This window comes from Streptomyces dengpaensis (genome assembly GCF_002946835.1).
Classification (GTDB): Bacteria; Actinomycetota; Actinomycetes; order Streptomycetales; family Streptomycetaceae; genus Streptomyces; species Streptomyces dengpaensis.
The window spans coordinates 3585711-3607903 of sequence record NZ_CP026652.1; the positions used below are offsets into that span (position 1 = coordinate 3585711).

The following is a 22193-nucleotide window of genomic DNA, read 5'->3' on the forward strand; positions in this document are numbered from 1 at the left end:
AAGTCTTAGGGGTCTGATACGGGGGTCCTGGGGCCGGCCGGAAACCTGGTGGGCCTCCGGCCGGACTCCCGTCAGACCTCTTCGACGCTGCTCGGCTCGCGCCGGGACAGGTCGATGCCGAGCTCCTCCGCCGCGCGGAAGACGTCCTCGTCGGTGTCACGCATTTCGATGGACATACCGTCGCTGGACAGCACCTCCACGTTCAGGCAGAGAGACTGCATCTCCTTGATGAGTACCTTGAAGGACTCGGGGATGCCGGGCTCGGGGATGTTCTCGCCCTTGACGATGGCCTCGTAGACCTTCACGCGGCCGGTGACGTCGTCGGACTTGATGGTCAGCAGCTCCTGGAGGGCGTACGCGGCGCCATAAGCCTCCAGCGCCCACACCTCCATCTCACCGAAGCGCTGGCCACCGAACTGGGCCTTACCACCCAGCGGCTGCTGGGTGATCATCGAGTACGGACCGGTCGAGCGGGCGTGCAGCTTGTCGTCGACCAGGTGGTGGAGCTTCAGGATGTACATGTAGCCGACCGAGATCGGCTCCGGGAACGGCTCGCCGGAGCGGCCGTCGAACAGCCTCGCCTTACCGGTCGGGAGCACCATGCGCTCGCCGTCGCGGTTCGGGATGGTGTGCTGGAGCAGACCGGCGAGCTCGTCCTCGCGCGCACCGTCGAAGACCGGGGTCGCGACGTTCGTACGGGGATCGACCTGGTCGGCGCCGATCGCCTGGAGGCGCTGGGCCCACTCGTCGGCGAGACCGGAGACGTCCCAGCCGCGGCTGGCGAGCCAGCCGAGGTGGATCTCCAGGACCTGTCCCGGGTTCATTCGGGACGGGACACCCAGCGGGTTGAGGATGATGTCGACCGGGGTGCCGTCCTCCAGGAACGGCATGTCCTCGATCGGCAGGATCTTGGAGATGACGCCCTTGTTGCCGTGACGGCCGGCGAGCTTGTCACCGTCGGTGATCTTGCGCTTCTGCGCCACGTACACGCGCACCAGCTGGTTCACACCGGGGGGAAGCTCGTCGCCCTCCTCGCGGTCGAAGACGCGCACACCGATGATCTTACCGGTCTCGCCGTGCGGCACCTTCAGCGAGGTGTCACGGACCTCACGGGCCTTCTCACCGAAGATCGCGCGCAGCAGGCGCTCCTCCGGCGTCAGCTCGGTCTCACCCTTCGGGGTCACCTTGCCGACGAGGATGTCGCCGGCGATGACCTCGGCACCGATGCGGATGATGCCGCGCTCGTCGAGGTCGGCGAGGACCTCCTCGGAGACGTTCGGGATGTCCCGGGTGATCTCCTCGGGGCCGAGCTTGGTGTCACGGGCGTCGACCTCGTGCTCCTCGATGTGGATCGAGGAGAGGACGTCGTCCTGCACGAGGCGCTGCGACAGGATGATCGCGTCCTCGTAGTTGTGACCCTCCCACGGCATGAACGCCACGAGCAGGTTCTTGCCGAGCGCCATCTCGCCGTTCTCGGTCGCCGGGCCGTCGGCCAGAACCTGACCGGCGACGACCCGGGCGCCCTCGTCCACGACAACCTTCTGGTTGACGGAGGTGCCCTGGTTCGAGCGGGAGAACTTCGCGAGGCGGTACGTGGTGTACGTGCCGTCGTCGTTGGCGGTGGTGATGTAGTCCGCGGAGACCTCCTGGACCACACCGTCCTTCTCCGACTTGAGTACGTCACCGGCGTCGACGGCGCAGCGGTACTCCATGCCGGTACCGACGAGCGGCGCCTCGGACTTAATCAGCGGCACGGCCTGGCGCATCATGTTCGCGCCCATGAGGGCACGGTTGGCGTCGTCGTGCTCGAGGAACGGGATCATGGCGGTCGCGACCGACACCATCTGGCGCGGCGAGACGTCCATGTAGTCGACGTCCTCACCGGGGACGTAGTCGACCTCGCCGCCACGGCGGCGAACCAGAACACGGGACTCCTCGAAGCGGAGCTCGTTCGTCAGCGGCGCGTTGGCCTGCGCGATGACGAACCGGTCCTCCTCGTCCGCCGTGAGGTAGTCGACCTCGTCGGTGACGACGCCGTCGACGACCTTGCGGTACGGCGTCTCGACGAAGCCGAACGCGTTGACCCGGCCGTACGAGGCGAGCGAGCCGATCAGACCGATGTTCGGGCCTTCAGGGGTCTCGATCGGGCACATGCGGCCGTAGTGCGACGGGTGCACGTCACGGACCTCGAAGCCGGCCCGCTCACGGGAGAGACCACCCGGGCCAAGAGCCGACAGACGGCGCTTGTGGGTGAGACCCGACAGCGGGTTGTTCTGGTCCATGAACTGCGACAGCTGGCTGGTGCCGAAGAACTCCTTGATGGAGGCGACGACCGGCCGGATGTTGATCAGGGTCTGCGGCGTGATCGCCTCGACGTCCTGCGTGGTCATGCGCTCGCGGACGACGCGCTCCATACGAGCCAGACCGGTACGGACCTGGTTCTGGATGAGCTCGCCGACGTTGCGCAGACGACGGTTGCCGAAGTGGTCGATGTCGTCGGTCTCGACGACGATCGTGCTGCCGTTGTCGCCAACGGTCTCGGTCTCACCGGCGTGCAGCTTCACCAGGTACTTGATCGTCGAAATGATGTCCTCGACGGTCAGGATCCCGGCGTCGAGCGGGGCGTCGCCGCCCAGCTTCTTGTTGACCTTGTAGCGGCCGACCTTGGCGAGGTCGTAGCGCTTCGGGTTGAAGTACAGGTTCTCGAGCAGCGTCTGCGCGGCCTCGCGGGTCGGGGGCTCGCCCGGACGCAGCTTGCGGTAGATGTCGAGCAGCGCGTCGTCCTGGCCCTGGGTGTGGTCCTTCTCCAGGGTGGCGCGCATCGACTCGTACTCGCCGAACTCCTCGAGGATCTGCTCGGTCGTCCAGCCGAGAGCCTTCAGGAGAACGGTGACGGACTGCTTGCGCTTGCGGTCGATGCGGACACCGACCATGTCGCGCTTGTCGATCTCCATCTCCAGCCAGGCACCCCGGGACGGGATGACCTTCGCGGAGAAGATGTCCTTGTCGGACGTCTTGTCGATGGAGGAGTCGAAGTAGACACCCGGCGAGCGGACGAGCTGCGACACCACGACACGCTCGGTGCCGTTGATGACGAAGGTGCCCTTGTTGGTCATGAGCGGGAAGTCGCCCATGAAGACCGTCTGGGACTTGATCTCGCCGGTCTCGTTGTTGGTGAACTCGGCGGTGACGAAGAGCGGGGCCGCGTATGTGAAGTCGCGCTCCTTGCACTCGTCGATGGAGTTCTTCGGGGGCTCGAAGCGGTGGTCGCGGAACGTCAGGGACATCGACCCGCTGAAGTCCTCGATCGGGGAGATCTCCTCGAAGATCTCTTCCAGACCGGACTTGGTGGGGACGTCCTGTCCGCTGTCCAGAGCCGCCTCGACACGAGCCTTCCACGCGTCGTTGCCGAGCAGCCAGTCGAAGCTCTCGGTTTGCAGCGCAAGAAGGTTCGGAACCTCGAGGGGCTCCTTGATCTTTGCAAAGGAGATGCGCAGCGGGGCGGTGCTGGCGCCGTTGTTCGTATTCGCGGTCGAGGCAGTGCGCGAGGCGGCCAAGAGGGGGTCCTTCCGAGGGCTCGGACTCACTACGCGCGTACCGGTCCCATGTCGGACACAGAGACAGGTCGTTCCCGAATCAGCCGAAGAAGGCCAGGTCAGGGACGATTCAATCGTCGGTGCTCAAGCACGGGCATGCCCCTGGTGACGGGCAGGAGGCAGCTAACAGGCAGCGCAAAGGGACAGTGTAGCCACTCGGCCCACTGATGTCCAGTCCCGGTTATCTGAGACCCTCGTTGTTCTCAATACCTGCGGCAAGCCACGCCCTCGATGCACATCGATACTGCCCTCTTCGCCGTCGATCCATGCCTCGGATCCGGATCGTTGTGACGACGCGTCCTGAGAATTGCGCGCTGCGTGCAGTTCGTCAAGGCCCCCATGCCCCTAGCAAGTGCCGCGATCGTCACCCACGGCCGGTCTTGCGGCCCGTCCCGCACCCTGTCTCGCAAACCGTCACACAGCCCGTCACGAGGTGGCCGGAGGCACAACCAAGATCACCATACTCGCCGCGACCGACAGATCAACACAGCCGCTGCGCCGACCCTCTGGAACGCCGAAGAGCGACCACCCGGTTGGGTGATCGCTCTTCAGTGCGTCAGCGTTACAGCACTCCGCGGCATCAGCGTTGCGGCGCCAGCCAGAGCGGCTGTGACAGCTCGCGAGAACGGTCCGGAGGGACCGTGAGGTCTTACTTGACCTCGACGGACGCGCCGGCGCCCTTGAGGGACTCGGCGGCCTTCTCGGCGGCCTCCTTGTTGACCTTCTCGAGGACCGGCTTCGGGGTGCCGTCGACGAGGTCCTTGGCCTCCTTCAGACCCAGGGAGGTCAGCTCACGCACGACCTTGATGACCTGGATCTTCTTGTCGCCGGCGCCGGTGAGGATGACGTCGAACTCGTCCTTCTCCTCGACGGCCTCGGCGGGGGCACCGGGGGCACCGGCGGCGACGACGGCGGCCGGGGCGGCAGCGGTGACGTCGAACTTCTCCTCGAAGGCCTTCACGAACTCGGAGAGCTCGATGAGGGTCATCTCCTCGAACTGCGCGAGCAGGTCTTCCTGGCTGAGCTTCGCCATGATGGGCGATCCTTCCACTAATTCGGCTGGTGCCGGATGTACATGTGAGGCGGGCGTACGTTCGGCCCGCTGCGACCGTCGCCTCAGGCGGCGGTCAATGCGCGAGCCGAGTTACTCGGCACCGCCCTGCTCGGCCTGCTTGGCACGAAGCGCCTCCGCGGTGCGGACGAACTTCGAGGGAAGCGCCTGGAAGAGCGCGGCAGCCTGCGACTGCTTGCCCTTCATGGCGCCCGCCAGCTTGGCGAGCAGAACCTCGCGGGACTCGAGGTCCGCAAGCTTCTTGATCTCGTCGGCGGACAGTGCCTTGCCGTCAAGGACACCGCCCTTGATGACGAGGTTCGGGTTGTCCTTGGCGAAGTCACGAAGACCCTTCGCCGACACCACCGGGTCACCGGTGATGAAGGCGACCGCCGTCGGACCGTTGAACAGGTCGTCGAGCGTGGAGATCCCGGCCTCGTTGGCCGCAATCTTGGTCAGCGTGTTCTTCACCACGGCGTACTGGGCGTCTTCACCGAGCGAACGACGCAGCGTCTTGAGCTGCGCCACGGTGAGACCCCGGTACTCGGTCAGCACGGCGGCGTTCGAGCTGCGGAACTGGTCCGCGAGCTCGGCTACCGCGGCAGCCTTGTCGGGCCTTGCCATAGAGCGTCGGCCTCCTTCCGGGTGATGAGGACCGCTCGGAAGGGCCGGCAAAACAAAACGCCCCGGCGCAGGCGCACGGGGCGTAGCTCGACCGGTACGTTCACAAGCTGAGCAAGCGAACTCCGGGAGCACATCCACAGTCACCTACGCGGGTCGTCCGCAGTTTCAGCGGATCCTTCGGCCGCCATGCCCTCTTGCGAGCGCAAGGCAACGACCAGCGGTCTTTGGCTTCTGGAGAACAGTAAGGGAATGGGGCACTGTCAAGCAAATCCGCCGTGGGCCCAGGTGCGGGCCCGTCATGGACCCAGGTCCAGGCCCGTCGCGGACCCAGGTCCAGGCCCGTCGCGGACCGCGGTGCGGGCCCGGGCGTGGGCCGCGGAGAGGGCCCGGCGTGGGCCGCGGAGAGGGCCCGTCATCGGCCGCGGAGAGGGCCCGTCATCGGCCGCCGGGCAGGCACGTGGTGACCCCGGGGCGGGCCCGGGGTCAGGTACGGACTCAGCCTGTCCGGCTGAGCTCAGGAGGTGGCGCCGCCCGTGCCGCCGCCCCGCGACTGCAGCAGGTCCTTGAAGTCGGCGGTGTCGCTCGCCGGGGGCTCCGTGGCGGAGATCTTCACCCCGTAGTCGCTGTAGTACGCCGTCGAGGACATCGTGCCGGTCGACAGCTCGCCCTTCTCGACCTTCTTGACCAGCAGGTCATCGCCGTTGACCCATATGTCGATCTTCTCGGTGCTGACGCCGGCCGCCGTGAGCTGCTTCTTCAGATCGGCCAGCTGGCTCGCGGAGAGGTTGGAGGTCTTGGTCGCCAGGTCCGCGACGTCCACGGTGCCCGAGTAGTGCGTGGTCTTCTCGCCGCGCACCGTCTCCTCGCCGACCTTCCGCACGTCACCGGAGGCTAGCAGGAGCTTCACCGACTGGTTCGGCGTGGTGTTCTGCATCTGGTCCTTCAGATACGCGCCCGAGCCGCCGCCGAACTTCGCCAGGTCGTCGTACGCGTACTTGATCCAGTGCTTACCGCCCGACTGCTCGGCGAACGTGTCGCTCATCTTCGCGTAGTAGGCGTCGGGCAGATAGCGGGCCTCCATGGACGTGCTGCCCGTCTGACGCATCGTGTCGGCCATCGTGCCGCCGGTGTACGTGATCGTCATGGTGCCCGTGAGGCCGTCTCCCCAGCCCAAAGCGCCGTCCGCCGTCATGGACATCATCGTGCCCATCGTCGTCGTCGACTCGACCTTGGCGGAGTCGGCGTTGTCGGTGGACTTCTCGGCCGAGCGCAGGGCGGCTATGGGGCTGACGCGCGTCGTGCCCTTGTGCGCGGCCTTGTCGTCCTTGTCGGAGCCCCCGGAGTTGCTGCCCGAGGAGCTACAGGCGGCCCCGCCCGTCAGCGCCGTCGCCAGCGCGATCGAGAGGGTCAAGCGGCGCACGGTCGTGCTCTTCATTCGTCCCCACCCCTATGCGAATCCAGTGCTCTGCACGCTAGCGCAGCCCACTGACACACGTATCCGGATTTGATTCCGGACACATCCCGTACAAGACACATCCCGTACAAGGGGACGGGCCCCGCACCTCGAAAGGTTGCGGGGCCCGTGTCAAAAACGCGTGCGCGACGCGGTCACCGGGGTGAGCGGGTGGCTCAGACGGCGGCCGGGTCCTCCTCGACGAGGAGGTTGCGGGTGCGGTTCGGGTCGACCGGAATGCCGGGGCCGATCGTGGTGCTGATCGCGGCCTTCTTGATGTAGCGGCCCTTGGCGGCCGACGGCTTCAGACGAAGGATCTCGTCCAGCGCGGCGCCGTAGTTCTCCACCAGCTTGGTGTCGTCGAAGGACGCCTTGCCGATGATGAAGTGCAGGTTCGAGTGCTTGTCGACGCGGAACTCGATCTTGCCGCCCTTGATCTCGGTCACGGCCTTGGCCACGTCCGGGGTCACGGTGCCCGTCTTCGGGTTCGGCATCAGACCACGGGGGCCGAGGACACGGCCGAGGCGGCCGACCTTGCCCATGAGGTCCGGGGTGGCGACGACGGCGTCGAAGTCCAGACGGCCCTTCGCCACCTCGTCGATCAGCTCGTCGGCGCCGACGATGTCGGCGCCCGCGGCACGCGCGGCCTCGGCACGGTCACCGGTCGCGAAGACCAGGACCCGGGCGGTCTTACCGGTGCCGTGCGGGAGGTTCACGGTGCCACGGACCATCTGGTCGGCCTTGCGCGGGTCGACACCCAGGCGGAAGGCGACCTCGACGGTGCCGTCGAACTTGGTCGTGGAGGTCTCCTTGGCGAGACGGACGGCCTCGAGCGGGGCGTAGAGCTTCTCCCGGTCGACCTTGGCGTCCGCAGCGCGGAGAGACTTGCTGCGCTTGCTCACTACTGCTCCTGTTGTGTTCTGAGGAGTCGTGGTACGGGCCGAGCAGGCCCCGCCACGTGCGGCCGAAGCCGCATGGGTTCTACGAAGGTGGGGTTCAGCCCTCGACCGTGATGCCCATGGAACGGGCGGTGCCGGCGATGATCTTCGCGGCGGCGTCCAGGTCGTTGGCGTTCAGGTCGGGCATCTTCGTGGTGGCGATCTCGCGGACCTGCGCCTCGGTGATCTTGGCGACCTTGGTCTTGTGCGGCTCGCCGGAGCCCTTCTCGACACCCGCGGCCTTGAGGATCATCTTCGCGGCCGGCGGCGTCTTGGTGATGAAGGTGAAGGAGCGGTCCTCGTAGACCGTGATCTCCACCGGGATGACCCAACCGCGCTGCGATTCGGTCGCGGCGTTGTAGGCCTTGCAGAACTCCATGATGTTGACGCCGTGCTGGCCCAGCGCCGGGCCGACCGGCGGAGCCGGGTTGGCGGCACCGGCCTGGATCTGGAGCTTGATAAGCCCCGTGACCTTCTTCTTCTTGGGAGGCATTCCGGGTCCTCTTTCGTTTTCGCCTTCCTACGTCCGAGTCGCCCCGGACGGCTGCCTTCATCCGAGCCAATGATCCGGATGGAGGCATACCGCACAACGATAACGGGTATCTATGCGCGGCCAAAAACCGAGCAGGTCAGACCGGCCACGAGAGCCCGTCTGACCTGTTCGGAAGACGTACGTCCAGAAGCTGCTAGTTCTTCTGGATCTGGTCGAAGGAGAGCTCGACCGGGGTCTCGCGGCCGAAGATCTCGACGAGGCCCTTGACCTTCTTCGAGTCGGCGTTGATCTCGTTGATGGTGGCCTGCAGCGTGGCGAACGGGCCGTCGGTGACGGTGACCGAGTCGCCGACCTCGAAGTCCAGCACCTGGACCTCGACCTTGCGCTGCGGGGCGGGCTTGCCCTCGGCCTCGGCGGCCTCGCGGGCGGCCTTCTCCTCGGCCTCCGGGGCGAGCATCTTGACGATCTCGTCCAGGGTCAGCGGGTACGGGTCGTAGGCGTTGCCCACGAAGCCGGTAACGCCGGGGGTGTTGCGGACGACGCCCCAGGACTCGTTCGTCAGGTCCATGCGGACCAGGACGTAGCCCGGGAGCTTGTTCTGCTTGATCGTCTTGCGGTCGCCGTTCTTGATCTGGACGACCTCTTCCTGCGGCACCTCGGCCTGGAAGATGTAGTCCTCGACGTTCAGCGAGACGGCGCGCTGCTCGAGGTTGGTCTTCACGCGGTTCTCGTAACCGGCGTAGGTGTGGATGACGTACCACTCGCCGGGGAGGGTGCGCAGCTCCTCGCGCAGGGCGGTGACGGGGTCGACGGGCTCGGCCTCTTCCTCGGCCTCCGCCTCGACGGCTTCCTCGGCCTCGGCCGCGAGATCCTCCTCGGCGACGCCCTCGCCGGACTCGTCCTCGACGTGCAGGGCCACTTCTTCGGCGGGCCCGCCGGCGACGGCGTCGGCAGCCTCGACCTCGTCCTCGACGTCCGCGCCCTCGACGATGTCGAGCTCGTCGTCAACGGACTCGACCGACTCGATGGCATCGTTCAGGTTCGGGTCAGACACGGTGGCTGCTTCTTCCTGGATACATGGGGTGGAACATGCGAAATGGGGCGCCGGTGACGGCGCCCTTCGCTCTCGGCTCAGCCGAAGACGTACTTGGCGGCGTGGTTGAGCCCATAGTCAATCACGGTCACCAGGGCGATCATGACGACGACGAACACAATCACCACTGTGGTGTACGTCGTCAGCTGATTGCGAGTCGGCCAGACAACCTTGCGGAGCTCCGCGATGACCTGGCGGTAGAAGTTGGCAAGGCGCTTCAGCGGGCCCTTCTTGGCGCGCTTGCCGCCCTTGCGGGTCCTCTTCTTGGACTCGGGCACCTCGGCATCAGGCATGTCGATGGAGCCCACGGCGTCCGTCACTCGTCCTCACCTGATTCCGGGTCATGGCCGTGCCGCGCCCGGCTGAGCCGCACGGCGGTGCATTGCAGTACGTACATGCGCACACATCCCTGGCGAAGGAGTGTGTAGCAGGGCCGGAGGGACTTGAACCCCCAACCGCTGGTTTTGGAGACCAGTGCTCTACCAATTGAGCTACGACCCTTTGATTTCCCCCAACGTACCGCATTCCCCCGAGTGCTCGGTGTGCACCGGGTGAGCGCGGCCGGTGAAGGCCAACGAGGTGTGAGTGTACGTGGTCCGGGCCCAGGCGTCGAACAGAAAGTGTCCGTACGGGCTTTGGCGGGCCGAAGATCGACTGGTGAGCCGTCCGGATCCGGACGGATGTTCTGCAGATGTTCAGTCCGTGAAACCCGCGTGCCGGGGGAGTTTCCGGTCTGAAACGATGGGTCCCATGAGCGCTGCAACCCCTCCCACCGAGCGCCGGGTCTCCGCCCGAGTCGGCGCGATCTCCGAGTCCGCCACCCTCGCCGTGGACGCCAAGGCCAAGGCCCTCAAGGCCGCCGGGCGTCCGGTGATCGGCTTCGGCGCCGGCGAGCCCGACTTCCCGACCCCGGACTACATCGTCGAGGCCGCCATTGAGGCGTGCAAGAACCCGAAGTACCACCGCTACACGCCGGCAGGCGGCCTGCCCGAACTGAAGGCCGCGATCGCCGCGAAGACCCTGCGCGACTCCGGCTACGAGGTGGAGGCCGCCGAGGTCCTGGTCACCAACGGCGGCAAGCAGGCCATCTACGAGGCCTTCGCCGCGATCCTCGACCCGGGCGACGAGGTCATCGTCCCGGCGCCGTACTGGACGACGTACCCGGAGTCGATCCGTCTCGCCGACGGTGTCCCCGTGGAAGTCGTCGCGGACGAGTCGACCGGCTACCGCGTCTCGGTCGAGCAGCTGGAGGCCGCCCGCACCGAGAACACCAAGGTGCTGCTCTTCGTCTCCCCCTCCAACCCGACGGGCGCGGTCTACACCCGCGAGCAGATCGAGGAGATCGGCCGCTGGGCCGCCGAGAAGGGCCTGTGGGTCCTGACCGACGAGATCTACGAACACCTGGTCTACGGGGACGCCGAGTTCCACTCGCTGCCCGTCGTCGTGCCCGAGCTGCGCGACAAGTGCATCGTCGTCAACGGTGTGGCCAAGACGTACGCCATGACCGGCTGGCGTGTGGGCTGGGTCATCGGCCCGAAGGACGTGATCAAGGCCGCGACCAACCTCCAGTCGCACGCCACCTCGAACGTCTCGAACGTGGCCCAGGTCGCCGCGCTCGCCGCCGTCTCGGGCGACCTGGAGGCCGTCGCCAAGATGCGCGAGGCCTTCGACCGTCGCCGCAAGACCATCGTGCGCATGCTGAACGAGATCGACGGCGTGTTCTGCCCGGAGCCCGAGGGCGCCTTCTACGCGTACCCCTCGGTCAAGGCCCTCATCGGCAAGGAGATCCGCGGCAAGCGCGCCCAGAACACGGTCGAGCTGGCCGCGCTCATCCTGGAGGAGGCCGAGGTCGCGGTCGTCCCGGGCGAGGCCTTCGGCACGCCGGGCTATCTGCGTCTGTCGTACGCACTCGGTGACGAGGACCTCGTCGAGGGCGTCAGCCGGATCCAGAAGCTGCTGGCCGAGGCGACGGACTGACGTTTTCGTACGTCCCTGGGAGCGTCGTTTTCGTTTGCGCGCTCCACGCGTGCGTGCGGGGCACCTGCTGTGTGCGGGTGCCCCGTTTGTTCGTTCGGGCAAGGCCCCTATCAGGGAATGCGCTACCGGCACGACGTCTCCGTACGGCAAGATCCCAGAATGGAGCGCGTACGTGATGTCTCTGAACTGCCGAAGGCCCATCTGCACCTGCACTTCACCGGTTCGATGCGGCCGACCACCCTCCTGGAGCTGGCCGACAAGTACGGCGTGCGGCTGCCCGAAGCGCTGACCAGCGGGGAGCCGCCGAAGCTGCGGGCGACCGATGAGCGCGGCTGGTTCCGCTTCCAGCGGCTGTACGACGCGGCGCGCTCCTGTCTGAGAGAGCCCGAGGACATCCGGCGCCTGGTGCGCGAGGCCGCCGAGGAGGACCTGAAGGACGGCTCCGGGTGGCTGGAGATCCAGGTCGACCCGACGTCGTACGCGCCGCGCCTGGGCGGGCTCACTCCGGCGCTGGAGATCATCCTGGACGCGGTGGAATCGGCCATGCGCGAGACCGGGCTCGGGATGCGTGTCCTGGTGGCCGCGAACCGGGTGAAACAACCGCTGGACGCCCGGACGCTGGCCCGCCTGGCCGTGCGGTACGCGGACCGGGGCATCGTCGGTTTCGGGCTCTCCAACGATGAGCGGCGGGGTATGGCGCGGGACTTCGACCGGGCCTTCTCGATCGCGCGGAAGGGCGGGCTGCTCTCCGCCCCGCACGGCGGCGAGCTGACCGGGCCGACCTCCGTCCGCGACTGCCTGGACGACCTGCACGCCTCGCGGATCGGCCACGGGGTGCGGGCCGCCGAGGACCCGCGGCTGCTGAAGCGGCTCGCGGACCGCGGGGTGACCTGCGAGGTCTGTCCGGCCTCGAACGTCGCCCTGGGGGTCTACGAGAAGCCGGAGGACGTCCCCCTGCGCACGCTCTTCGAGGCCGGCGTCCCGATGGCCCTCGGCGCCGACGACCCGCTGCTCTTCGGCTCCCGGCTCGCCGCCCAGTACGAGATCGCGCGCCGCCACCACGGCTTCACGGACGCGGAACTGGCCGAGCTGGCGCGGCAGTCCGTCCGCGCTTCGGCCGCTCCGGAAGACGTACGCGCGAAACTGCTGGCCGGGGTCGACGACTGGCTCAGCGGCCCGGCCGCTTGAAGTGTGCGTAGGGCGGATACGGCTGGAAACAGATGACGACCTCGGGGGTGCGCCAGGTGTCCAGGTCCTCCGTCAGCTCGGCCGCGAGGGAGGTCATGAAGGCCGGCTTCCCTTTGACCACGCCCCTCTGGCGTGGCCCCCAGCCCGCCGCGTACGAGAAGGCCATGGCCGCGGAGGCGAACACGTCACGGCTGCCGGTCAGGAAGAACGTCCTCGCGTGAGTGGTGTGCCGCACCCAGTCCCGCGTGTCCGTGCGGTGGCGGCGCCGCTGCCAGGCCTCGGCGTCGCGCGCGGTGCGGGCCTCGTCCGTACGGACGGTGAGCGGCGTGCTGTGCGTCAGCCGACGGCGCAGTTCCGGCCACTTGCTGGGGCGCAGGCCCGCCGAGTGGTGGACCAGAACGAGGTCCACGAGGTCGCCGCAGCCCCAGTAGGGCTTCCGTACGTCCCTCAGGGGCACATGCACGATCGTGTGCCGGGAGTACGCGGCGAACGAGAACAGTCCCGCGAGCCGGTTCAGCCCGTCGTGGTCGCCCAGCAGTATGCCGAGCGAGGCCTCGGGGTCGCTGAGCGAGGTGTGGCGCAGCGGGGTCCAGGGCTGGACGACGCGGTGCTCGTGCGGGCCGGTGCGGGGCCTGAACTGGCGGAGTCTCAGCCGCATTCGGGATCTCTCATGGGCCCAGGGTGATCGTCAGACCGGATCACCGGCAAGCGAAATACCGCGAAGGAGCGTGCGCGCCAGGGCCGGGGCGAAGGTGTCCAGGGGCGGCGGCGTGCCCTCCTCCGTGGAGTCGTACGCCCAGGCGCGCTGGGCGCAGGCGCCGAGGAGGAGTGACGCGGCCGCGAAGGTGTCGGCGTACGGGTGGATGCGCCCGGCCCGCTGTTCGGCCCGCAGATACGCGGCGACGCCCATGATGGGAATGTGCGGGCCCGCGCCCATGGCCCGCATGGCCTCGTCGTGGCGGCGCTTGAGCTGCGTCTCCGCGTACAAGGAGGCGGCCATCGGAAAACTCTGCTCATAGAAGAGTGCCGCTTGGCGGGCGATCTCCGTGAGGTTCTCCTCGACGGTGTGCTCCCCCGGCTCGGCCATGAGCCTCTCCAGCAGCGGGCCCAGCTTCGGCAGCCGCTCCTCCAGGACGCGGATGAACAGCTCTTCCTTGCTCGCGAAGTACTTGTAGAGCGCCGCCTCGGAGCAGCCCGCCGCCTTGGCGATCTCCTTGGTGGTCGCGCGGGCGAGGCCGACGGTGAGCATGAGCTCGCGTGCGGCGTCGAGGATCCGGACCCTGGCGGGCTTCTGCTGCGCGGCCTTCTGCGGCGCGGGCTCCCCGGCGGATTTCTGCTGCATGGGGCCCAAGGATTCCATGGCGCGACCAACCAGGCTTGACGGGTGGGTGAGTACTTACTCACTCTAGAGGGAGAGCAGCGGTGAGTGAGTACTCACCCACCTGTTTCAGACGCCCATCATCTCGTCCCACACGGGGAGCAGGTCATGAAACTCACCGTCTTCGGTGCCACGGGTGGCATCGGCCAGGAGATCGTCCGGCAGGCCCTGGCAGCGGGCCACCAGGTCACGGCCGTCGTACGGGATCCCGCGCGGCTGACGGTCACAGGCGCGGGCCTGGAGGTGTTCCGCGCGGACCTGACGGACCCGGAGGCGCTGCCCCCCGCGGTCGCCGGCCGGGACGCGGTGCTGTCCGGGCTGGGCGCCCGCGGCCGCAAGGACGCCGGGGTCGCGGCCCGGCTGACCCGTTCGGTGCTGGCCGCCATGGAGGCGGAGGGGACTCGACGGCTGCTGGTGGTGAGCGCGGCCCCGGTCGGCCCGGCCCCGGAAGGCGACACCGCCATCGACCGCGCCACGCGTGGGCTGGTCTCGAGGCTCCTGAAGGACATCTACGCCGACCTGAAGGCGATGGAGGACGAGCTGGCCCGCAGCGCGACGGACTGGACGGTCGTCCGCCCGCCCCGGCTGCAGAACAAGCCCGTGACCGGCTCGTACCGCACGGTCGTCGGGGGCTTCCCGCTCAAGGGCCGCTTCATCGGCCGCGCCGACGTGGCGCACGCGATGCTGGCGATGATCGACGACCCGGGGACGGTGAAGCAGGGGGTGGGCGTCGCCTACTAGCGACCTGCCTGGCGTCGGCCGCCGTAGCCCTCCCTACGGAGGGCTACAGCTCGACGCCGACCGTCACCGGCTCGTTGACCAGCGTGATCCCGAAGGCGGCCCGGACGCCCGCGACGACCTCGCGGGCGAGCACGAGGAGGTCCTCGGTGGTGGCCGCGCCCCGGTTGGTGAGCGCCAGCGTGTGCTTGGTGGAGATCCGGGCGGGCCCCGTGCCATAGCCCTTGGTGAAGCCGGACTTGTCGATCAGCCAGGCGGCGGAGGTCTTGGTGTGGCCGTCGCCCGCCGGGTAGGCGGGCGGCACGGCGTCGGCGCCGAGCCGATCCCGCACGCGCGCGTGGAACGCGGCGAACTCCTCGTCCGTGAGGATCGGGTTGGTGAAGAACGACCCGGCGGACCAGGTGTCGTGGTCCTCTGGGTCGAGCACCATGCCCTTGCCGGAGCGCAGCTTCAGGACGGTCTCACGGACGGCGGCGAGCGGGACTCGGTCGCCCGGTTCCACGCCCAGCGCGCGGGCCGTCTCGGCATACTTGACCGGCGCGCTCAGCCCGTTCGCGTCCTCCAGCTCGAAGCGGACGCGCAGCACGACATGGCGCTCCGGGTCGGCCTTGAAGCGGCTGTGGCGGTATGAGAAGGCGCACTCGGCGTTCGTCAGCGTGACCGTCTCGCGCGTCTTTCGGTCGTACGCGATCACCTCGGTGCTGGTCGACGACACTTCCTGACCGTACGCGCCCACATTCTGGATCGGTGTCGCGCCCGCGGAGCCGGGGATCCCGGCCAGGCACTCGATACCGGCGAGCCCGGCCTCGACGGTGCGCGCGACCGCGTCGGTCCACACCTCGCCCGCCGCCAGCTCCAGCCTCGTACCGTCGAGGGCGAAGCCGCGCGTCGCGATGCGCAGGGCGGTACCGGCGAAGCCCTTGTCGCCGATGACCAGGTTCGATCCGCCGCCGATGATCAGCAGTGGCGTACCGGCGTCGTCGGCCTCGCGCACGGCGGCGATCACTTCAGCGTCGGTGGTGGCGGTGATCAGCCGGGTCGCCGGGCCCCCGAGCCGGAAGGTGGTCAGCGGGGCGAGCGGGGCGTCGTGGAGTTCCTGCACGGGCCAAGACTACGAGAAGGGGCGGGGCCGCCCGGCCACCGGTGCGCACGGGGCACGCGGACGCCCGCTCGGGCGGGGGCGTCACGCGAGTAAGGGGCGCCCGCGATTGCGGGCGCCCCTTACCTGAATACCGCGCTCAGGCCAGCCGTACGACCGCCCGCGACATCCCCAGTACCTTCTGTCCCTCGCTCGTCGCCGTGAGGTCGACGCGGACGGTGTTGTCGTCGAGCTTGGCGGCGACCTTGGCGCTGACCTCGATGGTCGCGCCCTTCTCGGCGTTCGGGACGACGACGGGCTTGGTGAAACGGACGCCGTACTCGACCACCGCGGCCGGATCGCCGGCCCAGTCGGTGACGACGCGGATCGCCTCGGCCATGGTGAACATGCCGTGCGCGATGACGTCGGGCAGACCGACCTCGACGGCGAATTTCTCGTTCCAGTGGATCGGGTTGAAGTCCCCGGAGGCGCCCGCGTACTGCACGAGCGTGGCACGGGTCACGGTGAACGTCTGGGCCGGCAGCTCGGTGCCGACCTCGACGTCCGCGTAAGAGATCTTCGCCGTCATGTCAGCCCTCCTCCACCGCGCGCGCCACGAGCTTGGTGACGGACGTCACGACATGCTCGCCCGCCTCGTCGTGAACCTCGCCACGGATGTCCAGGATGTCGTTGCCCGCCATGGACCTGATCGACTCGATGGTCGAGGTGACCGTGAGCCGGTCGCCCGCGCGCACCGGGCGGGTGTAGGCGAACTTCTGGTCGCCATGCACCACGCGGCTGTAGTCGAGACCCAGTTGCGGGTCCTGGATGACCTGACCGGCGGCCTTGAAGGTGATCGCGAACACGAAGGTCGGCGGGGCGATCACATCGGGGTGGCCGAGCGCCTTGGCGGCCTCCGGGTCCGTGTACGCGGGGTTGGGGTCCCCCACGGCCTCCGCGAACTCGCGGATCTTTTCCCGGCCGACCTCATAGGGGTCGGTGGGCGGGTAGGACCGCCCCACGAAGGACTGGTCGAGCGCCATGGGCTCGGCACCTCCTGGTTGTCTTCGCTGGACTGGACGTCACAGCCGGACCGGCTGTGACGGCTGGACCGGCTGTCTTCGCTCTCTTTAGCTCTACAACGACGCGCGAGCTCGACAACGACGCGAGGCCGCCCCCCGGGAAGGGGACGGCCTCGTGTACGAGCCTGATTTATCGCGTCTCGCGGTGCGCGGTGTGCGCGTTGCAACGCGGGCAGTGCTTCTTCATCTCCAGTCGGTCCGGGTCGTTACGCCGGTTCTTCTTGGTGATGTAGTTCCGCTCCTTGCACTCCACGCAGGCCAGCGTGATCTTCGGGCGGACGTCGGTGGCAGCCACAGGAGTGCTCCTTGACGAACGGATGGGACGATTAATGCATAGAAGAGTAGCCGATCGAAGGACCGACCCCACAATCGGCTACTGTCAGTAGCGGTGACCGGACTTGAACCGGTGACACAGCGATTATGAGCCGCTTGCTCTACCGACTGAGCTACACCGCTGTGATGCGATCGGGCCCCGCCTTGCGGCGGGAACCTCTCACACCAGAGCCCCAATACGGAATCGAACCGTAGACCTTCTCCTTACCATGGAGACGCTCTGCCGACTGAGCTATTGGGGCGAGCGATGAAGACATTACACGGTCGGCCGCCGATCGCCCAAATCCGTTTCGCGGCACCCGCCCCGGCCTGTTCCCCGCCGTTCCCCAGGCGTTCCCGCAGCCGCTCACGCGCCACTCAAGAACCTGGGGCGACCACGCATCACCCCCTCGGTACGGCGGCCACGGACCACACCGGTACGGCTACGGACCACACCGGTACGACTATTGCGCTCCTCCCCGACGCGGACGGATCGCCGCCCTAGGCTCGACTCACGCTGCGTGATCTTGGGTCCCCACTCTCCGCAGTCGCCCCTCCCGCAGCCGCCCCCGAGCCCCAGGAGCGCGATGCCCGACAGCTACCCGCAGCGGCCCCACTCCCCGTCCGGACAGACCGACGCGGCCACGCTCCTGCTGTGCGGGGCGCGGCTCGCCGACGGCCGGACCGTGGACGTACGGCTGGGCGGCGGGCGCATCGAGGCGGTCGGCACCGCCGGGAGCTTGGCGGCGGGCACCTCCCGGGCCCTCGCCGCGAAGGTGGACCTCAACGGCTACCTCCTCCTGCCGGCTCCGGCCGAGCCGCACGCGCACAGCGACACGGCCCTGACGGCCGACGACGCCGGCCCTCTCGCGTACGACGCCCAGGAGGTGCAGCGCCGGGCCACCGAGGCCGCGCTGCTGCAACTCGGGCACGGGGCGACGGCGCTGCGCTCGCATGTACGCGTCGGCGACGTACAAGGGCTCGACGCGCTGGCGGCGGTGCTCCAGGCGCGCCGGTCGCTGCGCGGGCTCGTAGATCTGACGGCGGTGGCGATGCCCCGGGTCCTGACCGGGGTGGCGGGGGCCGACGGACTCGCGATGCTGCGGGACGCCGTGAAGATGGGCGCCTCCGTAGTGGGCGGCTGCCCGGACGCCGACCCCGATCCGACGGGGTACGTGGAGGCGATCCTGGAACTCGCTTCCGAGCACGGCTGCCCCATCGACCTGCACACCGACGGAGCCGACCCCGCCCGGCTCGCCCGGCTCGCGGCGGTGGCCGGCGGGCTGCGTCACGGGGTGACCCTCGGCCCGTGCGGCGGGCTCAGCCGGCTGCCCGCCGAGACGGCCTCCCGGGCGGCCGACCAGCTCGCCGCGGCGGGGGTGACCGTGGTGTGCCTGCCACAGGGCGGCTGCGGCGCCGTGGAACGGCACGGGACCGCTCCCGTACGGCTGTTGCGGGCGGCCGGGGTAACGGTCGCGGCGGGCAGCGGCGCCCTCCGTGACGTATCGAATCCGGTGGGGCGAGGGGACCCGCTGGAGGCCGCGTATCTGCTGGCCTCGCGCTACGGGCTGCGGCCGGAGGACGCCTATGGCGCCGTGAGTTGTGCCGCCCGGGCCGCCCTCGGGCTGCCCGAGGTGCGCTTGGAGGCGGGATTTCCGGCCGAGTTGCTCGCCGTACGCGGGGACCGGCTCGCCGGGGCGCTGTCGTTGGCGTACAGCCGGCTGGTGGTGCACCGGGGGTGCGTGGTGGCGCGGACCAGCGCGGTGCGGGAGTACTGCAACTCTGCGGCTGCGGCGGAGTTGGACCTGCCTCGGCAGGGGCGGGGGGAGCCGTCGTAACGGCGCATGCCGTAAAGGTCATCACGCGCGCGTGGCTGTTCTCGTACGTCCACGCGCGCGTGCCCCGTTTTCAGCGCTCGCCCCCTGGAGCCCAGGAGCCTAGAGCGCGCCGCCGCCCAACAGGCCGTCGCCGAACGGGCTGCCCGAGGGCACCTTGTCCACGGGGATCTCCGTGGCCCCGGCCGGCGCGCTGACGTCGCCGGCCTTGGAGAACTTCAGGACCAGCGGCAGCTTGGCGGCCTTCGGGTCTTCGGCGAGGACGGCGAGGTCGATCTTGACCTGGGTCAGGTCGCCGTTCTTCAGTGTGAAGTCGACCGCGACGTTCTTGTTCGGAGCTTCCTTCAGGTCCTTGTCCGAGGGAAGGTCCGTACCGGGCGGAAGGTCGCCCTCCAGCGGCCGGAGCTTGTCGAAGACTCCCCTGATCAGGTCGCGGAAGTTGCCCTTGGCGACGACGTGTTCGGTGCCGTCGCTGCTGCCCTTGGCGCTGAAGGTGACTTCGTGCGCGATGACACCGCGTACGGCCTTGATGATCTTCTGCTGGGTCTTGGCGTCGATCTCGTCGGCGCTGTCCGAGCCCTTGGCGGACTCCTCGGACATCTGGGTGGCCTCGGCCAGCTCGCTGGTGTCGACCTTCACCCACTCGCCCTCGAGGACCTTCCGGAACTCCTTTTCGCTGTCCGGGATCTCCTCGGGGGTGGGCATGGGGAAGCCCATCGCCTCGCCGACGGCCTTCATGTCGGCGCGGTAGTACGTGAAGTCGCCGACGACCCGGTACTCGACCAGGACGCCGTCGGCCCCCGCGATCTTGACGCTCGTACCGATGAGGTCCTTCTCGCCCGAATCCGACAGCGCCTTCTTGGACTTGACGGAGACGTCGACGCGCAGCCCGCTGATGAACTTCGCGAACTCCGGAGGAAGGGCGTCGTCGGAGCCGGAGTCGCCCGCGAGCTCGGTGATCGCGTCGGAGTCGGCGTCGAGGTCCAACTGGAAGGAGAGCGACTTCTGTTCGCCGAGGCGGTCGACGGCGTGGTCCACCTTCTGCCCGGCGGTGAGGTTCTGGACGGTGCCGCAGGCGGCCGCCGTGGCGAGGACGACGGCGGCGCAGCCGGCCGCGGTGACGGTCTTGCGTATGGCGGTGATGATGCGCTCCTCTACGACGCCACGCGGCTCCGCGCGACATCCCCTCGTTCCCTCGTACATGTGCTCGCTTGATCACCCATGTGACTCTTGAGTTGCCCACAGGGTTGTGCGGGCGGACGCGTCCATCCGGGCGTACGGTCGGAAACATGCGCATTGTCATCGCTGGAGGACATGGTCAGATCGCGCTGCGGCTGGAGCGGCTGCTCGCCGCGCGCGGTGACGAGGTAGCGGGGATCATCCGCCGCGCGGAACAGGGCGACGATCTGCGGGCGGCGGGGGCGGAGCCCGTCCTGTGCGACCTGGAGTCGGCGTCGGTGGAGGAGGTCGCCGCGCATCTGCAGGGTGCGGACGCGGCCGTCTTCGCGGCGGGCGCGGGCCCGGGCAGCGGGGCGGCCCGCAAGGAGACGGTGGACAAGGGTGCCGCGATCCTGTTCGCGGACGCGGCGGAGCGCGCCGGCGTGCGCCGTCACGTGGTCGTTTCCTCGATAGGCGCGGACCCGGCGCACCCGGGCGACGACGTCTTCGACGCGTATCTGCGCGCCAAGGGCGAGGCCGACGAGTACGTACGCGGTCGTACGGGCCTGGACTGGACCATCCTTCGCCCCGGCAGCCTGCTCGATGACGCCGGCACCGGCCTCGTACGCCTGGAGGCCTCCACCGGGCGCGGCACGATTCCGCGCGACGACGTCGCGGCCGTTCTCGCGGAACTGGTGGACACCCCGGCGACGGCCGGCCTGACCCTAGAGTTGATCAGCGGCTCGATACCGATCTCGGTGGCGGTCAAGTCGGTGGCGGGGAACTGAGGCGGGTCAGGGGCGGGGGCTTCGGACACGGCACGTGCCCGTCGGCTTCCGGCCGACGGGCACGTGCTGTATCCGGCCGGTCAGAACAGCGGAAGTTGCCCAGGAAACTCCGGAACGGCGTACCCGTCCAGCGCGGGCTGCACCGCCCCGAGCTGCGCCAGCCTGCGCGACCCGGGACACGAGACCAGCTCCCCGCTCCCCCGCGCACCCGGCGGGTCATGCCGGGCGAACCGTCCGGCGACCACGGCGATCTCCCGACGGCACTCCGGGCAGTTCCTGCGGCGCGATGACACGGGAGACATGGAATCAGTGTGCCCCGCGGAATGAGTCCGCCCCGCGGAATAGGCGCCCCGCGCCCCAGGACCGTATCGTCGTCACGCCGCCCGGGCTGCCCCGGAGCAACGCTTTGTGGGGTCGGTGGCTTCGTGCGCGGAGGTGCTTCTTCGACCCCGCTCGAAAGATCGCCCCCGAACACGAAAAGACCCCCTCTGCCCTGCGTTTCCGCAGTTCGGAGGGGGTCTCTCTCAGCGTGGCGGCGCCAGGATTCGAACCTGGGAAGGCTGAGCCGGCAGATTTACAGTCTGCTCCCTTTGGCCGCTCGGGCACACCGCCGGGGTTGCTGCCCTGAACCCCGCTTTCCGCGGTGCTCGCTGGCAACGACGTAAACGATACCCGATGCCCAGGGGTGCTTCGCCACCCCATTGATCGGCGCCTGGATCGGAGCGGGTGGCTAGGCTTATGCGGATGCGGCCGGGACCTACGCCGGGCTCGACGGCCGCCCCTACGCACCCCGATACAAGGAGCCACAGGACATGGCCGACTCCAGTTTCGACATCGTCTCGAAGGTCGAGCGGCAGGAGGTCGACAACGCCCTCAACCAGGCCGCCAAGGAGATCTCGCAGCGCTACGACTTCAAGAACGTCGGCGCCTCCATCTCCTGGTCCGGCGAGAAGATCCTCATGGAAGCGAACTCCGAGGAGCGGGTGAAGGCCGTCCTCGATGTGTTCGAGACCAAGCTGGTCAAGCGCGGCATCTCGCTGAAGGCGCTGGACGCCGGTGAGCCCCAGCTCTCCGGCAAGGAGTACAAGATCTTCGCGTCGATCGAGGAGGGCATCTCCCAGGAGAACGCGAAGAAGGTGGCGAAGATCATTCGCGACGAGGGCCCCAAGGGCGTCAAGGCGCAGGTGCAGGGCGACGAGCTGCGCGTCAGCTCGAAGAGCCGTGACGACCTGCAGGCCGTCCAGGCGCTGCTCAAGGGCAAGGACTTCGACTTCGCGCTGCAGTTCGTGAACTACCGGTAGAACGTGCGGTGGGGCCAACCGCCGGCAACGCTTCGTCAACCGGCTTCAGCGGTCGGTTCGTTGCGCGCACCACGATGCGCGTACGAAGGTTCGCGTACGAAGAAGGGTGG

22 protein-coding genes and 4 tRNA genes are annotated in these 22193 nt (G+C 68.5%); 6 read left to right on the top strand and 20 right to left on the bottom strand.

The features are described 5' to 3' along the window. Positions 1–71: 71 nt before the first annotated feature. The 9 genes from rpoB to C4B68_RS16350 all read right to left on the bottom strand — a co-directional run bounded on the left by rpoB (position 72) and on the right by C4B68_RS16350 (position 9749). Positions 72–3557 (bottom strand): DNA-directed RNA polymerase subunit beta, encoded by a 3486-nt coding sequence (rpoB, locus tag C4B68_RS16305; protein WP_099500616.1) that lies wholly within the window; start codon positions 3555–3557, stop codon positions 72–74. A 688-nt stretch (positions 3558–4245) separates the two neighbouring features. Next, entirely contained in the window at positions 4246–4629 is a 384-nt protein-coding gene (gene rplL, locus C4B68_RS16315) for a 50S ribosomal protein L7/L12 (RefSeq protein ID WP_099500615.1), read from the bottom strand. A 111-nt stretch (positions 4630–4740) separates the two neighbouring features. Further along, the gene (rplJ, locus tag C4B68_RS16320) at positions 4741–5271 is read right to left on the bottom strand and encodes a 50S ribosomal protein L10 (RefSeq protein ID WP_099500614.1); all 531 of its coding nucleotides are present in this window, start codon (positions 5269–5271) and stop codon (positions 4741–4743) included. 514 nt (positions 5272–5785) lie between these two features. Then, entirely contained in the window at positions 5786–6706 is a 921-nt protein-coding gene (locus C4B68_RS16325; RefSeq protein WP_099500613.1) for an SCO4651 family lipoprotein, read from the bottom strand. A gap of 194 nt (positions 6707–6900) precedes the next feature. Continuing rightward, complete coding sequence (gene rplA, locus C4B68_RS16330; protein ID WP_099500612.1) at positions 6901–7626, bottom strand: 50S ribosomal protein L1; 726 nt, start codon at positions 7624–7626, stop codon at positions 6901–6903. Between the two features lie 94 nt (positions 7627–7720). Continuing rightward, positions 7721–8155 carry a 50S ribosomal protein L11 gene (gene rplK / locus C4B68_RS16335; protein WP_028805116.1) on the bottom strand — a complete coding sequence of 145 codons (435 nt, stop codon included), beginning with the start codon at positions 8153–8155 and terminating at the stop codon, positions 7721–7723. A 193-nt stretch (positions 8156–8348) separates the two neighbouring features. Further along, positions 8349–9209 (bottom strand): transcription termination/antitermination protein NusG, encoded by an 861-nt coding sequence (nusG, locus tag C4B68_RS16340; protein ID WP_099500611.1) that lies wholly within the window; start codon positions 9207–9209, stop codon positions 8349–8351. A gap of 77 nt (positions 9210–9286) precedes the next feature. Beyond that, a complete protein-coding gene (gene secE / locus C4B68_RS16345) occupies positions 9287–9568 on the bottom strand; it encodes a preprotein translocase subunit SecE (protein ID WP_099500610.1) in 282 nt (93 codons plus the stop codon). A 108-nt stretch (positions 9569–9676) separates the two neighbouring features. Next, positions 9677–9749: transfer RNA gene (locus tag C4B68_RS16350), tRNA-Trp, on the bottom strand. A gap of 249 nt (positions 9750–9998) precedes the next feature. Here C4B68_RS16350 and C4B68_RS16355 point away from each other — a divergent pair. Together C4B68_RS16355 and C4B68_RS16360 are read left to right on the top strand one after the other, a co-directional pair. Then, positions 9999–11225, top strand: a complete 1227-nt coding sequence (locus C4B68_RS16355) for a pyridoxal phosphate-dependent aminotransferase (protein ID WP_099500609.1) — start codon at positions 9999–10001, stop codon at positions 11223–11225. A gap of 159 nt (positions 11226–11384) precedes the next feature. Next, entirely contained in the window at positions 11385–12413 is a 1029-nt protein-coding gene (locus tag C4B68_RS16360; protein WP_099500608.1) for an adenosine deaminase, read from the top strand. On the opposite strand, the gene C4B68_RS16365 is transcribed toward C4B68_RS16360, so the two are convergent. Together C4B68_RS16365 and C4B68_RS16370 are read right to left on the bottom strand one after the other, a co-directional pair. Beyond that, positions 12394–13071 carry a hypothetical protein gene (locus C4B68_RS16365; protein ID WP_099500607.1) on the bottom strand — a complete coding sequence of 226 codons (678 nt, stop codon included), beginning with the start codon at positions 13069–13071 and terminating at the stop codon, positions 12394–12396. The genes C4B68_RS16360 and C4B68_RS16365 overlap by 20 nt on opposite strands. A 30-nt stretch (positions 13072–13101) precedes the next feature. Then, positions 13102–13755 carry a TetR/AcrR family transcriptional regulator gene (locus tag C4B68_RS16370; protein WP_099500606.1) on the bottom strand — a complete coding sequence of 218 codons (654 nt, stop codon included), beginning with the start codon at positions 13753–13755 and terminating at the stop codon, positions 13102–13104. A gap of 144 nt (positions 13756–13899) precedes the next feature. Between C4B68_RS16370 and C4B68_RS16375 the strand changes: the two genes are divergently transcribed. Beyond that, complete coding sequence (locus tag C4B68_RS16375; RefSeq protein ID WP_099500605.1) at positions 13900–14532, top strand: NAD(P)-dependent oxidoreductase; 633 nt, start codon at positions 13900–13902, stop codon at positions 14530–14532. A 43-nt stretch (positions 14533–14575) separates the two neighbouring features. On the opposite strand, the gene C4B68_RS16380 is transcribed toward C4B68_RS16375, so the two are convergent. The 6 genes from C4B68_RS16380 to C4B68_RS16405 form a co-directional block, all read right to left on the bottom strand. Further along, the gene (locus C4B68_RS16380) at positions 14576–15631 is read right to left on the bottom strand and encodes a UDP-N-acetylmuramate dehydrogenase (RefSeq protein ID WP_099500604.1); all 1056 of its coding nucleotides are present in this window, start codon (positions 15629–15631) and stop codon (positions 14576–14578) included. Positions 15632–15767: 136 nt separating this feature from the next. Further along, entirely contained in the window at positions 15768–16196 is a 429-nt protein-coding gene (locus C4B68_RS16385) for a MaoC family dehydratase (protein ID WP_099500603.1), read from the bottom strand. 1 nt (position 16197) lies between these two features. Continuing rightward, positions 16198–16650, bottom strand: coding sequence for a MaoC family dehydratase N-terminal domain-containing protein (locus C4B68_RS16390; RefSeq protein ID WP_099500602.1), 453 nt, complete (start codon positions 16648–16650; stop codon positions 16198–16200). 169 nt (positions 16651–16819) lie between these two features. Further along, a complete protein-coding gene (rpmG, locus tag C4B68_RS16395) occupies positions 16820–16984 on the bottom strand; it encodes a 50S ribosomal protein L33 (protein WP_004571794.1) in 165 nt (54 codons plus the stop codon). Positions 16985–17072: 88 nt separating this feature from the next. Next, a tRNA-Met gene (locus C4B68_RS16400) sits at positions 17073–17145 on the bottom strand. Between the two features lie 46 nt (positions 17146–17191). Further along, positions 17192–17264, bottom strand: a tRNA-Thr gene (locus tag C4B68_RS16405). Between the two features lie 324 nt (positions 17265–17588). On the opposite strand from C4B68_RS16405, the gene C4B68_RS16410 reads away from it, so the two are divergent. Beyond that, positions 17589–18839, top strand: a complete 1251-nt coding sequence (locus C4B68_RS16410) for an amidohydrolase family protein (protein WP_099500601.1) — start codon at positions 17589–17591, stop codon at positions 18837–18839. A 99-nt stretch (positions 18840–18938) separates the two neighbouring features. On the opposite strand, the gene C4B68_RS16415 is transcribed toward C4B68_RS16410, so the two are convergent. Further along, the gene (locus tag C4B68_RS16415) at positions 18939–20039 is read right to left on the bottom strand and encodes a hypothetical protein (RefSeq protein WP_240634378.1); all 1101 of its coding nucleotides are present in this window, start codon (positions 20037–20039) and stop codon (positions 18939–18941) included. An 86-nt stretch (positions 20040–20125) separates the two neighbouring features. Between C4B68_RS16415 and C4B68_RS16420 the strand changes: the two genes are divergently transcribed. After that, positions 20126–20782, top strand: coding sequence for an SDR family oxidoreductase (locus tag C4B68_RS16420; protein ID WP_099500600.1), 657 nt, complete (start codon positions 20126–20128; stop codon positions 20780–20782). A gap of 80 nt (positions 20783–20862) precedes the next feature. Here C4B68_RS16420 and C4B68_RS16425 read toward each other — a convergent pair whose 3' ends face one another. After that, positions 20863–21075 (bottom strand): hypothetical protein, encoded by a 213-nt coding sequence (locus C4B68_RS16425; protein ID WP_099500599.1) that lies wholly within the window; start codon positions 21073–21075, stop codon positions 20863–20865. 237 nt (positions 21076–21312) lie between these two features. Then, positions 21313–21394: transfer RNA gene (locus tag C4B68_RS16430), tRNA-Tyr, on the bottom strand. A gap of 200 nt (positions 21395–21594) precedes the next feature. Here C4B68_RS16430 and C4B68_RS16435 point away from each other — a divergent pair. Continuing rightward, complete coding sequence (locus C4B68_RS16435) at positions 21595–22083, top strand: YajQ family cyclic di-GMP-binding protein (protein WP_099500598.1); 489 nt, start codon at positions 21595–21597, stop codon at positions 22081–22083. Positions 22084–22193 lie beyond the last annotated feature (110 nt).

Bases quoted from the DNA above. Each gene is read 5' to 3' on its own strand.
- rplL (WP_099500615.1), bottom strand. From the start codon at position 4,629: ATGGCGAAGCTCAGCCAGGAAGACCTGCTCGCGCAGTTCGAGGAGATG.
- rplJ (WP_099500614.1), bottom strand. From the start codon at position 5,271: ATGGCAAGGCCCGACAAGGCTGCCGCGGTAGCCGAGCTCGCGGACCAG.
- C4B68_RS16325 (WP_099500613.1), bottom strand. From the start codon at position 6,706: ATGAAGAGCACGACCGTGCGCCGCTTGACCCTCTCGATCGCGCTGGCG.
- rplK (WP_028805116.1), bottom strand. From the start codon at position 8,155: ATGCCTCCCAAGAAGAAGAAGGTCACGGGGCTTATCAAGCTCCAGATC.
- C4B68_RS16355 (WP_099500609.1), top strand. From the start codon at position 9,999: ATGAGCGCTGCAACCCCTCCCACCGAGCGCCGGGTCTCCGCCCGAGTC.
- C4B68_RS16360 (WP_099500608.1), top strand. From the start codon at position 11,385: ATGGAGCGCGTACGTGATGTCTCTGAACTGCCGAAGGCCCATCTGCAC.
- C4B68_RS16365 (WP_099500607.1), bottom strand. From the start codon at position 13,071: ATGCGGCTGAGACTCCGCCAGTTCAGGCCCCGCACCGGCCCGCACGAG.
- C4B68_RS16370 (WP_099500606.1), bottom strand. From the start codon at position 13,755: ATGCAGCAGAAATCCGCCGGGGAGCCCGCGCCGCAGAAGGCCGCGCAG.
- C4B68_RS16375 (WP_099500605.1), top strand. From the start codon at position 13,900: ATGAAACTCACCGTCTTCGGTGCCACGGGTGGCATCGGCCAGGAGATC.
- C4B68_RS16385 (WP_099500603.1), bottom strand. From the start codon at position 16,196: ATGACGGCGAAGATCTCTTACGCGGACGTCGAGGTCGGCACCGAGCTG.
- C4B68_RS16390 (WP_099500602.1), bottom strand. From the start codon at position 16,650: ATGGCGCTCGACCAGTCCTTCGTGGGGCGGTCCTACCCGCCCACCGAC.
- C4B68_RS16410 (WP_099500601.1), top strand. From the start codon at position 17,589: ATGCCCGACAGCTACCCGCAGCGGCCCCACTCCCCGTCCGGACAGACC.
- C4B68_RS16415 (WP_240634378.1), bottom strand. From the start codon at position 20,039: ATGTACGAGGGAACGAGGGGATGTCGCGCGGAGCCGCGTGGCGTCGTA.
- C4B68_RS16420 (WP_099500600.1), top strand. From the start codon at position 20,126: ATGCGCATTGTCATCGCTGGAGGACATGGTCAGATCGCGCTGCGGCTG.
- C4B68_RS16435 (WP_099500598.1), top strand. From the start codon at position 21,595: ATGGCCGACTCCAGTTTCGACATCGTCTCGAAGGTCGAGCGGCAGGAG.